This window comes from Vreelandella sp. GE22 (genome assembly GCF_968212445.1).
Window position 1 is genome coordinate 3,096,110 of the sequence record NZ_OZ309110.1, and the last position, 15,006, is coordinate 3,111,115.

Sequence of the window (15,006 nt, forward strand, 5' to 3'; positions counted from 1 at the left end):
CAATGCGGGAATTCCATGGCGCGAATCGACTTCTACATACTTCAGGACACCACCCTGGAGGCGCGGCTCGCCTTTGCCTGCAAGCTGGCGGACACCATCTACCGCAAGGGCTACCGGCTGCACCTTCACTGCGAGGACCAGGCACTGGCGCAGCAAGCCGACGACGCGCTCTGGACCTTTCGCGAGGATGCCTACCTGCCCCACGCCCTGGAAGGCAGCGACATGGCCGAAAGCGTGCCCATTACGCTGGGCTTTGGTGCCCTGCCCACCCCAGCGGAAGAGACCGCGCTTTTGAACCTGCACCCGGAAATTCCCGAGGGCATCGAGCGCTTCACAAGAGTTGCCGAAATCATCAACCAGCACCAGCAGGTGCTGGTCACTAAACGCGCCTGCTGGCAGCGCTATAAGGAGCTGGGTCACGAGGTGGTGCCGCACAAGATTGGATAAAAAGACTTCCAAGGGTTCTCCAGAGCGAAACAATCGTATATACGTGCCTCTACCGACCTTTAACATGTCGATAGGGTTGTGCAAGAGGTACTTGCACAATTGCCCTAGAGCCATAGACCTAGGCTACTGAGCAAACCAGGAGCCCTGACGCATCGGACCATATCGCGCTATACTAGCCGCCATTTTTCGCCCCCTTTATGAATTTCATGCTTGCCTCGGGCGTCTCTCGGGAAAGCATCGTTTGCGAGTCACTACATGGAAAAGACCTACCAACCCGAACAGATCGAAACCCGCTGGTACGCGCGCTGGGAGGCGGACAACCGCTTCGCGCCGTCCGGCACCGGTGCGCCCTTCTCCATCATGATTCCGCCGCCCAACGTGACCGGCAGCCTCCACATGGGTCACGCCTTCCAGGACACCATCATGGATACCCTGACGCGCTGGAAGCGGATGCAGGGTAACAACACGCTCTGGCAGGTCGGCACCGACCACGCGGGGATCGCGACCCAAATGCTGGTGGAGCGCAAGGTGGCCGCGGAAGAAGGCAAGACCCGCCACGAGCTGGGGCGCGAGGCGTTCACGGACAAGATCTGGGAGTGGAAGGAAGAGTCCGGCGGCCACATTACCCGCCAGCTGCGCCGCATGGGCGCCAGTGTGGACTGGTCCCGCGAGCGCTTCACCATGGACGACGGCTTCTACAAGGCGGTGCAGGAAGTATTCGTGCGCCTGCATGAGGAGAAGCTCGTTTACCGCGGCAAGCGCCTGGTCAACTGGGACCCGACACTGCACACCGCGATTTCCGATTTGGAAGTGGAGAACAAGGAGCAGCAAGGCAGCTTCTGGCATTTCCGCTACCCGCTGGCCGACGGCGTGAAAACCGCGGACGGCAAGGATCACGTCGTCGTTGCCACCACCCGCCCGGAAACACTTCTGGGCGATACCGGCGTGGCGGTGAACCCGGAAGACGAACGTTACGCATCATTAGTGGGCCAATTCATCGAGCTGCCGCTAGTGGGCCGGCGCATTCCCATCGTCGCTGACGAGCACGCGGACATGGAGAAAGGCTCGGGCTGTGTGAAGATCACCCCGGCCCACGACTTCAACGACTACGAAGTCGGCAAGCGCCAGAACCATCTGTTGATCAACGTCTTCTCGAAAGACGCCACGATTCTCGAACGCGCCGAGATCTTCGACCTCAAGGGCCAGCCCCAGCCGGAAGAAGACGCCACCCTGCCCGCCAAATACGCCGGGCTCGACCGGTTCGAGGCGCGCCAGCAGATCGTCGACGACATGGACGCGCTCGGCCTGCTACTCGAGGTGGAAGCGGTCAACAACACCCTGCCGTATGGCGACCGCTCCGGTGACGTCATCGAGCCGCTTTTGACCGATCAGTGGTTCGTGGCCGTCGACCAGCTCGCCAAGCCCGCCATCGCGGCGGTCGAGAACGGCGACATCCAGTTCGTGCCCAAGAACTACGAGAACATGTACTTCGCCTGGATGCGCGACCTGCAGGACTGGTGCATCTCGCGCCAGCTCTGGTGGGGCCACCGCATTCCCGCCTGGTACGACGAACAAGGCAACGTCTTCGTTGCGCGCACTGAAGCCGAGGCTCGCGAAAAGCACGGCCTGAGCAGCGATATCACGCTCACCCAGGACGAAGACGTGCTGGACACCTGGTTCAGCTCGGGTCTTTGGACCTTCGGCACCCTTGGCTGGCCGGAAAAAACCCCGGAGCTCGAGACCTTCCACCCGACCAGCGTGTTGGTCACGGGCTTTGACATCATCTTCTTCTGGGTCGCCCGGATGATCATGATGACGCTGAAGTTCACCGGCCAGGTGCCCTTCAAGACCGTCTACGTGCACGGCCTGGTGCGGGACGGCCAGGGCCAGAAGATGTCCAAGTCCAAGGGCAACGTGCTCGACCCGATCGACCTGATCGACGGCATCAGCCTGGACGCGCTTCTCGAGAAGCGTACCGGCAACATGATGCAGCCGAAAAAAGCCAAAGCGATTGCCAAGGCGACCAGGGACGAGTTCAAGGACGGCATCGAGCCCCACGGCACCGACGCGCTGCGCTTCACGTTCTTGTCCCAAGCGACCACCGGGCGGGATATCAAGTTCGACATGAACCGCCTGGACGGCTACCGCAACTTCTGCAACAAGCTGTGGAACGCCTCGCGCTACGTGCTGATGAATGCCGAAGGCGAAGACTGCGGCACAGGTGACGAGGCGGTGACGCTCTCGCTGGCGGATCGGTGGATCATCTCGCAGCTACAAAAAACCGAGGCCCAGGTCACCAAAGCGATGGACGAGTACCGCTTCGACCACGCATCGCAAGCGCTTTACGAGTTCGTCTGGAACGAGTACTGCGACTGGTACCTGGAGCTCTCCAAGCCGGTGCTGTGGGACGAAAATGCGTCCGCTGAAGCCAAACGCGGCACCCGTCGCACCCTGGTACGCGTACTGGAAACCATCCTGCGCCTGGCCCACCCGATGATGCCCTATATCTCTGAAGAGATCTGGCAGCGCGTCGCGCCGCTTGCCGGGCGCTACCCGGGCCAGGACGCATCGATCATGAACCAGCCCTGGCCCCAGGCGATTGATGCCCAAATCGACGAGCAGGCGAGCCGGGATATCGAGTGGCTCAAAGGCGTGATCGTCGCCGTGCGTAACATTCGCGCCGAGATGAACATCGCCCCGGGCAAGCCGCTGGACGTACTGCTGACCAAGGGCCAGCCGACGGACGCCGAGCGCCTGGAGAACAACCGCCTGTTCCTCTCCAAGCTTGCCAAGCTGGAAAGCGTGAGCTGGCTTGCCAACCCGGACGATGCCCCGCTTAGCGCCACCCAGCTGGTCGGTGATATGGAAGTGCTGGTGCCCATGGCGGATCTCATCGACAAGGACGCAGAGCTTGCGCGCTTGAACAAGGAGATCGACAAGCAGGACAAGCTGATCGGCGGCGTCGAGAAGAAGCTTTCCAACGAAAGCTTCACCGCCAAGGCCCCGGCCGCCGTGATCGACAAAGAGCGCGGGAAGTTGGCCGAGTTTCAGTCCGCCAAAAAGTTGCTCGAAGAGCAGAAAACCAAGATCGAAGCGCTCTAACGTACGCGCGTTTTAATCCTTTAGTACCCTCGCTAAACGCCAGCGCCACCTTCTCGGGTGGCGCTGGCGTTTTAGGGTCTCAACACCCTATCAGTGGCGGAACACGTACTCCGAGCCGTCGGTAAAGCGGCTGAAGCGATAGATCGACGGGTCACAGGTGGTTTCTTCGCCGGCAATCATCTCGGCGAGCATTTCCCCGGACGCCGGCGCGGTGGTGAGGCCGTTGCCGGAGAAACCGGTGATGACAAAGAGCCCGTCGTTATCCGGTACGTCTGAAATCACCTGGGTGGAGTCCGGCGTTGCGTCGATCATGCCCGCCCAGCGCTCGCGCACCTGGGCGTTTTCGTACTGCGGGTAGGCGCGGCGCAGGTTGGCCAAAGCCGTGTTCACTTCGTCTTCATCCACGCTGCCCGAGAGCATCCGTACCTGCTCGAAGGGCGTGATCTCATCGGCGGACCATTTTGAGGCCATGTTGAGCGAGGCGAAGAAGTCGCTCGACAGGCGTACCTTGAGCAGATCGCCGGAGTGCTTCAGCGCCGGCAAGAAGTCCAGCAGCATGCGGAAGCTGTCGGTGGTGATGGGCGCGACGTTGGCCGATACACCCACCGCGGTTTCGCCGGTGTCCATCTGACGCCAAGCGAAATCCGGACCATAGCCGGCACCGGGCAAGGCGTTGTCGATGGGGCTCAAACGCTGCATGGACGAGGCAATGGTGAGCTGCGGTAGATGAACGCCCAGGTTACCAGCAAACAGCGACGACCAGGCACCGCCGGCCAGCACGACCTGGGAGGCCTTGATGTAGCCCTTCTCGGTATGCACGCCGACGACTCTACCGCCCTGGCGGTCGATGGTGCGCGCCGCACAAGGGGAAACGATCTGCACGCCCTCATTCATCGCCCCGCGCGCAATGCGCGAGACCGAATAGCGCGGCTCGGCGGTGCCGTCGCTGGGTTGATGAAGCACCGCCTTGTATTGCCCGGCGCCCTGGGGCAGCAGCCGGTCGAGTTCGCTACCCGTGACCAGCCTCGCATCGGTCTGCGGCTGAATCTCCCGCGCCTGGTCAAGCCAGTCCTGGCTTGCGCTTACCTCGTCGTCGGTGGCCAGCAGCGAGTAGTTACCTGTCTGGCGAAAACCGATGTCCTCGTCGAAGCGCTCGGCAAAGCCTTGCCAGATTGCCTTCGAGCGGTTGGCAAGCTCCAGCTTGCCCAAATCCCAGCTATTAGAGTAGACCCAACCGAAGGCACGGCTGGACTGCTCCCCCGCCACCACGCCCTTTTCGAGCACCACCGTACTGAGCCCTTTCTGGTTGAGAAACAGCGCCGTGGAAAGCCCGGCGATACCGCCACCGATCACCACCACATCGGCCTGGGCGGGCAAGGTGTCCGAGGTGGCCACGCCTTCCGCCCGAGGGATCTGCGATTCCAGACGCCAGCCTGGGCGGGCGCCGTAGGTCGCGCCTAAAAAACCGCCCATCACGCCGCCGGCGATACCGGTACCGGCGGACAAGAGAAAACTGCGTCTGGATAGCGCCATGGCTCTGTACCTTTTGACGTGTGTGAATGCGGCGCTCATGAAGCGCTCACGAAAAAAGAGAGATTATGACTGACCAGTCGGAAAATAAAAGTGCGCTTTTTTGACGCAATCGATCAACTCGGTGCAACGAAAAATACCGACGGCATTGCAAGGCGTTCAGCGCGAGCCAGCGGGGATAAGGTAAACTGCCAGTGTTCACTGATCGACGAAGACCGGGAGGCCCATGGCACGCAAGAAAGAGATTTCCCTCGAGCGCATTCTGGACGCCGCCGACGCCATCATCATGGAAAGCGCCGGGCGCCAGTTCACCCTCGACGCCGTGGCCGAGCGCGCCGGTATCAGCAAAGGGGGCCTGGTCTACAGCTTCGCGACCAAGGACGACCTGGTGGCCGCGGTCTTGCAGCGCGAGATCGAGCGCGTGCATGGCGCCGTCAAAACCCGGGCAGGCAGCGATTGGCAACATAGCCACAAACGCCTGCTCGCCTATCTCGATGAGGCGCTGACCGAAGACGACCGGCTCATTCGCCGCTCCGCCTTTCTGATGACAGCCCTGCTCCATTCGCCGGAGAAATCGCGCCCGGCAAGAGAGTATTACCGCACCATTTTAGAGCTGTTCGACGGCGACGATATCGCCAGTAAAGACATCCGCCAGGCCGTGCTTGCAATCGAAGGGCTCTTTCTGCTGCGTGGCCTGGGCTTTGCCGACCCCACGCCCGAGGAGTGGAGCTCGGTACTCGAACACGCCCGCACCACCGTGGCCAATGCCATCGCCGCCAGCAGCGCCGATAAGACCGAAAAGTGAGGAGGCGAGCATGACGCACAGATTACGAAACACTGTTCATTAACAGGCTAAGCAACTAAACTATGCCCTGAACCATAAGCCGCAATATGGGTATTGCCATGCACACTCGCCGCATTCTTTTTTACAACTTCCTTGGATTTGCCCTGATCGCCAGTTGGTGGCTGCCATCGGTACTTTTTTGGACCAAGCTGGACGATGACGTCTTTTTCTTCTTCAACCAGTTCGTAAGCCCGGTCTACCCGCGCTGGGTCGAGACCATGGCACTGCTCAACACCCGCGCCTTCGATAAAGTGATGTTTGGCGTGCTGGTGATCATGCTGTTCTTCGCCATGGTGCGCGACAAGAACGGCAGCTGGCCCAAGTGGCTGGCGATCGGCTTGATCATGTCGGCGGTGGGGGCGCTGCTGGGTGAAATGCTGCACATGGATTTGCTCGCCGCCCGCCCCAGCCCTACGGTGTGGCACGACGACGTCAACATTCTCAACAACTACACCTATCTGAACGCCAAGGCGACCGCCTCCAACAGCTTCCCGAGCGACCACGGCGTGCTGGCCATGGTATTCGCCAGCTTCATGCTGCGCTTCGCCGACCGCCTGATCGCCTCGCTTTCCGTGGCGCTGGCTATCTTCGTAACCCTGCCGCGCATTTTGGTGGGTGGCCACTGGGTGAGCGATGTCTACTTCGGGGCGCTTGCCATCGTGCTGGTGGTGCTGCCCTGGATTCTGTGCAACTCGTATATCTCGAGCTTGATCGACCGGATGGCACGCTTTTTCGATACCGCCGCTCATAAGCTCTTACCCCGGTTTCACTAAGCCACCCCTAGGGCGGCCGTTTTGATTGGCCCCTTACCACCGGCCGCAACGGATACGTTATGGACATGAGTCAGCTGGAACACGTGGTCATTGCCCTGGGCGTTCAACTCCTGCTCGCCCTGCTCCCCCGGGTCACCCTTTGGGTGTCCGGCTCGCTGGCCGTGGCGGTGTTCCTGGGCCGCGAAATCGCCCAGCACGAGTATCGCCTGGCCATTCAGCGCGGCTGGGAGTGGGGCCAAACCCAGCCGGTGGACATGTTCGAAGGCGTGTACACCGGCTGGCACCTGGGTTCGGTGCTGGATGTACTGATGCCGGCGGTGGCCTGTTTCATTCTGGCGCTGATGGTTACTTTGGTGCGTCGAAACAGGCGTTAACGCCACCACCAACAGCTTCCCGCCCCCTTACATCGCCTCTTCCACCTCTCCCCGCGTAGCGCGGCGTAAGCGACAGCGCATCCGCACCGCGGTGCCTATCCTATTGATCCTGAACTGCCTGTACGGCAGCAAACTACTTGCGGCGAAAGCGGCTCTCCAATCGGATTTTATGAGCGGCCTGTGCAGCAGCGAATGGAGCGACCGAAGGGCAACGGATGACAGGCAGTTTCTAAGCTGCCTGCGCGGCAGCGAACCCGGTGGTCGGCGAACTCCTGCGCTATCTCATTTTCTAAGCTGCCTGCGCGGCAGCGAACCTTATGGGCTTCGCCAGCCGAATCATTGAATGTTTCTAAGCTGCCTGCGCGGCAGCGAACTTTACCGTGATATGGGCAACATTCCTTGCCATTTCTAAGCTGTCTGCGCGGCAGCGAACCGCATGGCCGTTCAATTTCGATTCGATGAACATTTCTAAGCTGCCTGCGCGGCAGCGAACAAGAGTCTATCAAGAGTAATTATCTGATTGCTAAAGGACTTTGGTCGACAAGAGCGGAATTACCCTTTTCTTGGGCGGGTCGCTAAGTTACTGATTTTCGGAAAATCGTTTTTGAATTTAAAAAAAGGGTCGAAATCAACTGGTGGCGCTGAGAGAGTTGAGTTGTAAGGGGAGTGCCAAATGCAGTGCAAGAGCAGTGGCGATATAGCGAACACTGTCTGTAGAAGGCAAACGTGTCCATCGGTGGGCGTTTTTTAGACATACAAAAAAGCCGCCTAAAAAGGCGGCTTGATCGTGTTCTTTAACACTTTAGCTTTTAACCATCTTTTGATGGTGCCGACACCAGGAGTCGAACCCGGGACCTACTGATTACAAGGTATAATAGTTTTACAGTCTCATTAATGAGTTAGCTTAAAAAGATATATGTAAAAACATGGTATTCGTGCCTTGTGATTCAGCTACTTAGAGCACCATGCTATGAAGCGATTCAGCTACGCTATCAAACAAAACCACCAAGGTGACTACTGTGTGCGCTTTGATATACGTCATCAAAAACACGGTGCAAAAATTGAGCTAATGCCATGGGAAATGGAAGAGCTTTGGTTAACCCAAGCTGAAATGCCGTCGATCATCGCCACCATGGTCGATGAAAAGATCTGGGACGCCCACCGAAAACCCATTCTCGAAATGCTAGCCAAGCACTACCTCGACCGACTCCACCAGCCGCCGCAATAACTGCATAATTCCGCATGAGAACGCATAAAAAATGCGCCCCTTATAACCGCCCTTCCGCCCAGTACCGGCGCGGCCTGAGTCCCTAGCGCAACACTGCATAAAAACCACCATATTTAGCGCGCGGGCGGGGCGGGGTGACGATGGCGCGGCGTGGGTCGTCGTGGTGGTGGGCAGGACGGCCAGAGCGAGCGCGTGCGGCACGTTCTCAATCAAGATGGCATCGGAGAGCGGAAAGAATAAAGGCGCTTAAACGCAATGAGAGAGCTAATAAAAAGGCTAATACGACTTATTCAAAAACTGGCTTCATGCAGGCGCGCACAAAAAAGCCGCCCGGGTGGGCGGCTTCGGTTATCGGTCGGGGTTAGTCGGCGTTGGGATCGTCCAGCCGGTACGGCTCGAATCTCACGACCTCCTCGCCAATGTGGTCGTTGATCTCCTTAAAAATGGCTTGGATGGGCTCAAGCTCGTTGGCCACGAACACCCGTGCCGCTTCCCGGGGTGTGCCGAACCCACCAGTATTTTGTGGGATGATTCCCATCAACTGCGGCGGTATCCGGTGCCCGGCCAGCTGATCGTCTCGAGTGATGTTTTTGATAGCGGCAAACTCGTCCTTCGCGGCTACCTCGGAAACAGGGATGATCTGCACGCCGTCCTTCTTCCCACGAGGCGAGTAAAGAAACAGGTTCCTGAAGTTGCCCGGCCCTTTGCTCTCCTTGAGCGCCTTGCGCATGTCATCGATGTCTTTCGTATCGTGCGCAGGGTCGTTCACGTACATGATGAAACCAGCGTGCGAGCCGTTCAGATAGTACCGGCGCCGGAACAGCGTCGCGGACTCATTGAGCCAGGCGCTTTGCAAGCTGCCGATATAGTCCGGTACCCCGTAAATGGTTTGATCAATATCGGCCTCGAGCAAGTGAATAGTTCGCCCGGCGGGCAGCTCGACACGCTCCATATAGTTCGGGTGCCACCAGTACCGATTGTTGTCCCCCCGCCGCATGTATTTGGCGCTTCGATGCTGTAAGCCCAGCCGACGACCCAGCCGACCCCGCACCTCCTCGAGGTACCCGTTACCAAAAACGAGGTAGTCGAGAGCCAGCGCAGCGAAGTTGCGCCGGTTCAAGAGCGGATGCGGGATGAACGTCTTGAGCAGAATATTCCGTTTCACCTGTATCGCGCTGCCATGGTGCGGCGTCGCCCGGTAGCTCTTTGAAAGAACGCTTAGCGGAAAAGGCGGCTCGTACCACTCATCGGGCGTGAGCCAGACGCCCTCATACCAAACGTCCCGCATCGATGTGACCGGCTCCGGATCGCCAAACGTGAACGCCTCCATCCGTCCGCCATCGGTGGCCACCGCCGGGGCGGCCTTTTCAGTCTCATAGGCATAAACACGGTGGCGCGGTTTGTCCGCGGTGGCAGTCGTCGTCATTCGTAAATCTCCATGATGGATTTTCCAGAGCCCTCGATCGCGGGGCCGTCGATAGGCTCAAAATGTAGGGCGTGCATGGTTGCCCACGCGAGATCCGCGTGGCCGGTCGCCTTGCTGCGACCCGACACGTAAGTGAATTGCCGGCCGCTGCCGGTAAGCTCTTTCTTGATGGCCATGAACGACGCGGCCAGATCCGACCAGCCCGCATCGAACTCCAACCGGTCTTTGCGCATGATCTGCTGAGCCTGCAGCACCATGCTGGTCTTGAGGGAAACGTCATAGCGGTACCGCACGACGGTCGGGAACCACTTCTCGACGTACTCCGCGACCGCCCCGCCGATGCCGGTAGTGTCGATACCGATATGAGCAATGTTGTATTTGTCGCGGAACGCTTCGATAAACTCGGCTTGCTTCTCGTAGTCCTGACCCTTGAGCCGGTGCCGCTCGAGCACCCGGTGCTTTTCCTCGCTCGAGCGAGCGGGCAGCAATACCACCAGCCCCGCGCCGTCGCCGTCCTCGCCTTGGCCGGTGGGGTCATAGCCGATCCACACTTCGCGGTCACCTACCGGCCGCGGGGCGTAGGGCCGGTAGTCGTCCCAAACTTCCCAAGAGTCGACCATGCAGGCCTTCATGGTGGCCAGCGGGAATGCGCTCTGGCTGTCATCGACAAACCCGCACATCAGCAAGTTGTCGAACTCTTCCGGTGAGTACTCCAGGCGCAGCTGCTCAAGGTCGAACAGATCACACCCGCCCTCGATCGCATCCAGCACCGTGACGATCTGCCGCCAGTGCCCATCCGGGCACAGCTTCCCGTTCTTCAGCGCCTCATGACTGACGTCAAACTCGGCCCGCTCGGATTTCTTGCGCCGCTTGTTGAACAGGTCGCCATTCCAGAACGGATATCCCTCGTGGCCCACGCTGCTGGGCGTGCTGAAATACGTCTGGCGCCACTTCTTGTGCATCGCCATGCCGCTGGTGACCTTGCGGAACTCGGCGAAGCGGTGAATCCAGAAATATTCATCCAAGTACACGTCGCCGTGGTAACCCTGGGCGGTCTTGCTGTTGGTACCCAAGAAGTGCAGCTCAGCGCCGTTATCCAGGACGATAGGGTCGCCCTTAAGCTCGACGTCGCACACCTCTTTGACGAACTGAATGATGTAATTGCGGAAGATGTGCGCCTGGGCGCGGCTAGCAGACAGAAAGATTTTGTTCCGGCCAGTCTTGAACGCGTCGACGATAGCCTCGCGGGCGAAATACCAAGTGGCGCCGATCTGGCGGCTTTTGAGAATGTTGCGTATGCGGTGCTTATGCCCTGCCTCGAACCAAACCCTTTGATATTCAAACAGCGAATCAAGAAAGGCGACTTCCAACGCCTCCATCAGCTCTTCATCCAGCGCGTTCCGTTTAGGCTTCTTCTTCGGCCCCGCGTTACGCGCTTCGATGTTCGGGTTGAGGTCAGACTCGCTACCGGTTTCCTGGTACTTGCGCACCCTGGCCAGCCGTTCGATCTGCCGACCCAGCAAATCGATCTCCTTGAAGTGCTTGCCTTCCTTTTCGGGCAGCGCGATGAGTTGCACCATCCGCGCCTCGAGCGAATGCTCGACGCGCTCGGTGGGCGTGGCGTCTTCCCAGCGGTCCCGCGCTTTCCAGCTATGAACAGTCGCGGGCTTCTCGCCGATCACCTCGGCAATACGCGCAACTCGCCACCCCTGCCAATACAGGTGGCGGGCGGTCATGCGCGGCGATTCGTCAGCGCTCGGTATCGGGTCGGGGGCGGTTGTCGTCATGCCGCCAGCGTACCCGCCGCGCGCGATGCCGACGCCCGCCTCTGTTTGTCATGCAAACCCCGCACAACGCCCGCCCGTTGAGCCAAACCGCTTACACGCGGAACCTGAGCGCATTGAACCGCCAACCGCTCAGGAAGCCCAACATGCCCAAGTTTTTCCGCGTCGCCACCGAAGGCGCAACCACCGACGGCCGCGAGATCCAACGCGACTGGATCATCCAAATGGCCGCGAACTACGACCCCAAGAAATATGGCGCCCGCATCTGGATGGAACACATTCGCGGCATGACGGCGGATAGCGCCTTCAACGCCTTGGGCGACGTGCTCTCGGTCGAATCGCGCGACGTGGAAGATGGCAAGCTGGCTCTCTTCGCCGAGATCGACCCTACCGACGAGCTCAAGGCGATGAACAAGCGTCGCCAGAAGGTCTACAGCTCGATCGAGATCAACCCCAAATTCGGCGATACCGGTGAAGCCTACCTCGAAGGCCTGGCGGTTACCGACTCCCCGGCATCGCTCGGCACCGAGATGATTAAGTTCAGCCGCGATGCCGGTGCCGCCTCCCCACTGGCCAGCCGCAAACAGCACGCCGAGAACCTGTTCACCGAAGCCGTAGAAGTCGAGCTCGACTTCACCGAAGAAAAGCCCCCGGTTGCCGACGGCCTCAAGGCAAAGATCGCCGGCCTGTTCAAGCGTCACGATACCAAGACCACTCAGGGGTTCGAGGCATTCCGCACCGAGCTGGAAGGCACGCTCGAGGTCGTCGCCGAGCACTACAACACTCTGGCCGACGAGCTCGAAACCCGCCCCACCGCTGAGCAGTTCAGTCAGCTGCAAACCGACCACGCTGACCTGAAAAAGCGCTTCGAGCAGCTCTTCAACCAGATCGACAACACGCCGGATACCCCGCCGCGCACGCCCGCGACCGGTGGCACCGCCGAGCTCACCGACTGCTAACGCCGGCCGCCATTCAGCCGCCACCGTCCAATACTCAAGGGAACATCAATGCGCAACGATACACGTAAAGCCTTCAACGCCTTCAAGAGCCAGCTCGCCCAGCTGAACGGCGTCGAGAACACCAGCGAACAGTTCAACGTCACACCCGGCGTCCAGCAGACACTCGAAACCCGCATGCAGGAGTCCAGCGAGTTTCTGAGCCGGATCAATATGGTCGGCGTTGACGAGATTAAGGGCCAGAAAGTCGGCCTCGGCGTCTCCGGCCCCATCGCCGGGCGTACCAACGTTGAGCAGAAAGACCGTCAGACTCGCGATGTGGCCGAGCTGACGGCTGAGAGCTACGAATGCGTGAGCACCGAGTTCGACACCCACATTCGCTGGGCGCAGCTCGACGCCTGGGCACGCTTCCCTGATTTCCAAGCCCGCCTACGCAACGCCATTCTGAAACGCCAAGCGCTCGACCGCATCATGATCGGCTTCAACGGTGAAAAAGCGGCAATCGAAACCGACCGCGCCGCCAACCCGATGCTTGAGGACGTCAATAAGGGCTGGTTGCAGAAGTACCGCGAGCACGCCGTTAAGCGTGTACTCAAAGGCGTAAAAGTTGGCGCCGGCGGCGACTACGCAAACCTCGATGCCCTGGTGTTCGACGCCGTCAACGAAATGATCGACCCATGGTACCGCGAAGACACTGACCTCGTAGCGATCATGGGCCGCAAGATGCTGGCCGATAAGTATTTCCCGCTGATTCAAGCGCACGCCGAAACCCCGACCGAAGCCCGCGCGATGGATCTGATCATCAGCCAGAAACGCGTCGGCGGCCTCCAGGCAGTACGCGCCCCGTTCGTGCCCGATGGCGCCGTCATGATCACCTCGCTGGCTAACCTATCGCTCTACTGGCAGCTCGGTAGTCGCCGCCGCTACGTGCTCGACAACCCGCGCCGCAACCGTATCGAGAACTACGAATCCAGCAACGACGATTACGTCGTTGAGGACTACGGCTTCGGCTGTTTGGTCGAAGGCATCGAAGAAGCCGGGCAAGGGGGCGAGTAATGAAAAGCCCCGCCCGCAAGCACTTCGAACGAGTCTCCGCCGCAAACGCGGCGGGGGCCGCCACCCCCGGTGAGCAACAGCGCGGACAGCAATTCGAACTCCACGCCGCCGCCCTCTGGGAAGCCCGCCGCACGCTAAAAGCCATCAAGTCAGTCGCGGCCAAGATCGAGAAAAAGCGCGAGATGTTGCCGGACTACATGCCCTACGTCGACGGCGTGCTCTCTGAGGGCAACGGCGCCAAAGACGACGTACTCATGACGCTCATGATCTGGTGTATCGATGTTGGCGAGTTCGATAAAGCCCTCGAAATCGGAACCTACGCCGTGAAACACGACCTCGACACGCCGGACCAGTACGACCGCGACACCGTCAGCATCCTCGCCGAAGAGATCGCCGAGGGCGTCAAAGCGCAGTTGGAGAAAGAAGGCGCCGATGCCGACGCCCTCGCTAACGTCATGGCCCGCACCGTCGCCACCGTCGGCGACCACGACATGCACGACCAGATCAAAGCCAAGCTCCACAAAAGCTACGGCTACGCCCTGCGCGCCGCCGAAGACCCCGAAGGCGCACTGGCCCAGCTGAAAGAGGCCCTCGCGCTGAACGAGCGCATCGGCGTCAAGCAAGACATCCAGCAGCTCGAACGGCAGCTGAAAAAACAGGACGGCCAAGCCAACGCCTGACCGCCAACCGAGTCGCACCCCGACGGCAAGGGGGCACCGCCAAGCAAGGGCTTTGAGCCTCGCGCGAAGCGGTCCACCCCCTTCTTAACCGCTCGGAAAGAACAGGTGGCCACATGATCGCCCACGGCACCAACGCCCCCAGCAAAACGCTGGCCATTATCATCAATAACGGATTCTGGCCAGACATCGACCCCAACGCGTTCCGTGACGAAGAGCGGGTCACGAGTGTCACCGATGTTCGCATCCGCCAGTCGCTCCGCGCCGCGATAGCCGACATCAACCGGCAGCTCGCCGACTACCAGCACGAACACCAGCACGCCGGCCGGATGGCTTGGGACGCAATACCGCCAGAGCCGTGGCAATCCCCTGGCGATCTCGAATTGCTCTATACCCGAGCCGTTTACGCCCAAGCCCAAGCGGATCTTCACGAACGCTACCGCGACTACTCGGCGACGGGTGAATCAAGGCTGCGCTCAGAAACGATTGAAACCGCAGCCGACGACTATCGCGCCGACAGTCGCTGGGCGATAGCCGAAATAGTCGGTCGATCACACACCACCGTCGAGCTGATATGAACCGCGTGGCCCACGCCCACCAAGGCGAGACACTCGACGCCCTGCTCTACCGCGTCTACGGAAAAACCGCCGCAATCACCGAGCAAACGCTACAGCTCAACCCGCACCTGGCCGACCAGGGCCCGGTGCTCAAAGAGGGAACCCCGGTCACGCTACCGCCGCCGCCGGAAACCCGCGAAACCAAAAAACCAAAGATTCAGCTCTGGAGCTGAGAAAACACAAGGGGATCAC

At 60.0% G+C, this 15,006-nt stretch carries 14 protein-coding genes and 1 CRISPR repeat array; of the genes, 11 read left to right on the forward strand and 3 right to left on the reverse strand.

What is annotated here, in order from left to right; translation table 11 throughout:
* Positions 1-15 precede the first annotated feature (15 nt).
* Both ACWHRL_RS14425 and ACWHRL_RS14430 read left to right on the forward strand, forming a co-directional pair.
* Positions 16-447: a DNA polymerase III subunit chi gene (locus ACWHRL_RS14425; protein ID WP_447894211.1), complete on the forward strand. Its 432-nt coding sequence runs from the start codon at positions 16-18 to the stop codon at positions 445-447.
* A gap of 255 nt (positions 448-702) precedes the next feature.
* A complete protein-coding gene (locus ACWHRL_RS14430; protein WP_447894212.1) occupies positions 703-3,549 on the forward strand; it encodes a valine--tRNA ligase in 2,847 nt (948 codons plus the stop codon).
* A gap of 90 nt (positions 3,550-3,639) precedes the next feature.
* Here the strand turns inward: ACWHRL_RS14430 and ACWHRL_RS14435 are convergent, their stop codons facing one another.
* The gene (locus ACWHRL_RS14435) at positions 3,640-5,082 is read right to left on the reverse strand and encodes an NAD(P)/FAD-dependent oxidoreductase (protein ID WP_447894213.1); all 1,443 of its coding nucleotides are present in this window, start codon (positions 5,080-5,082) and stop codon (positions 3,640-3,642) included.
* A gap of 223 nt (positions 5,083-5,305) precedes the next feature.
* On the opposite strand from ACWHRL_RS14435, the gene ACWHRL_RS14440 reads away from it, so the two are divergent.
* From ACWHRL_RS14440 to ACWHRL_RS14455, 4 genes are all read left to right on the forward strand, one after another.
* Complete coding sequence (locus tag ACWHRL_RS14440; RefSeq protein ID WP_447894214.1) at positions 5,306-5,884, forward strand: TetR/AcrR family transcriptional regulator; 579 nt, start codon at positions 5,306-5,308, stop codon at positions 5,882-5,884.
* A gap of 98 nt (positions 5,885-5,982) precedes the next feature.
* Positions 5,983-6,696, forward strand: coding sequence for a phosphatase PAP2 family protein (locus ACWHRL_RS14445; protein ID WP_447894215.1), 714 nt, complete (start codon positions 5,983-5,985; stop codon positions 6,694-6,696).
* Positions 6,697-6,761: 65 nt separating this feature from the next.
* Positions 6,762-7,070 (forward strand): hypothetical protein, encoded by a 309-nt coding sequence (locus tag ACWHRL_RS14450; protein ID WP_447894216.1) that lies wholly within the window; start codon positions 6,762-6,764, stop codon positions 7,068-7,070.
* Positions 7,071-7,296: 226 nt separating this feature from the next.
* A CRISPR array of direct repeats spans positions 7,297-7,563; the repeat unit is 28 nt; unit sequence TTTCTAAGCTGCCTGCGCGGCAGCGAAC.
* A gap of 477 nt (positions 7,564-8,040) precedes the next feature.
* Positions 8,041-8,298 carry a hypothetical protein gene (locus ACWHRL_RS14455; RefSeq protein WP_447894217.1) on the forward strand — a complete coding sequence of 86 codons (258 nt, stop codon included), beginning with the start codon at positions 8,041-8,043 and terminating at the stop codon, positions 8,296-8,298.
* Between the two features lie 361 nt (positions 8,299-8,659).
* On the opposite strand, the gene ACWHRL_RS14460 is transcribed toward ACWHRL_RS14455, so the two are convergent.
* On the reverse strand, positions 8,660-9,724 hold the full coding sequence (locus tag ACWHRL_RS14460) for a phage portal protein (RefSeq protein ID WP_447894218.1): 1,065 nt from the start codon (positions 9,722-9,724) through the stop codon (positions 8,660-8,662).
* Positions 9,721-11,511 carry a terminase large subunit domain-containing protein gene (locus ACWHRL_RS14465; RefSeq protein WP_447894219.1) on the reverse strand — a complete coding sequence of 597 codons (1,791 nt, stop codon included), beginning with the start codon at positions 11,509-11,511 and terminating at the stop codon, positions 9,721-9,723. The genes ACWHRL_RS14460 and ACWHRL_RS14465 overlap by 4 nt, the downstream gene beginning before the upstream one ends.
* 143 nt (positions 11,512-11,654) lie before the next feature.
* On the opposite strand from ACWHRL_RS14465, the gene ACWHRL_RS14470 reads away from it, so the two are divergent.
* The 5 genes from ACWHRL_RS14470 to ACWHRL_RS14490 all read left to right on the forward strand — a co-directional run bounded on the left by ACWHRL_RS14470 (position 11,655) and on the right by ACWHRL_RS14490 (position 14,987).
* Positions 11,655-12,467: a GPO family capsid scaffolding protein gene (locus ACWHRL_RS14470; RefSeq protein ID WP_447894220.1), complete on the forward strand. Its 813-nt coding sequence runs from the start codon at positions 11,655-11,657 to the stop codon at positions 12,465-12,467.
* Between the two features lie 48 nt (positions 12,468-12,515).
* Entirely contained in the window at positions 12,516-13,520 is a 1,005-nt protein-coding gene (locus tag ACWHRL_RS14475; protein ID WP_447894221.1) for a phage major capsid protein, P2 family, read from the forward strand.
* Positions 13,520-14,200 (forward strand): phage terminase small subunit, encoded by a 681-nt coding sequence (gene gpM, locus ACWHRL_RS14480; RefSeq protein ID WP_447894222.1) that lies wholly within the window; start codon positions 13,520-13,522, stop codon positions 14,198-14,200. The genes ACWHRL_RS14475 and gpM overlap by 1 nt, the downstream gene beginning before the upstream one ends.
* Before the next feature lie 113 nt (positions 14,201-14,313).
* Positions 14,314-14,775 carry a head completion/stabilization protein gene (locus tag ACWHRL_RS14485; RefSeq protein ID WP_447894223.1) on the forward strand — a complete coding sequence of 154 codons (462 nt, stop codon included), beginning with the start codon at positions 14,314-14,316 and terminating at the stop codon, positions 14,773-14,775.
* Positions 14,772-14,987, forward strand: coding sequence for a tail protein X (locus ACWHRL_RS14490; protein WP_447894224.1), 216 nt, complete (start codon positions 14,772-14,774; stop codon positions 14,985-14,987). The genes ACWHRL_RS14485 and ACWHRL_RS14490 overlap by 4 nt, the downstream gene beginning before the upstream one ends.
* Positions 14,988-15,006 lie beyond the last annotated feature (19 nt).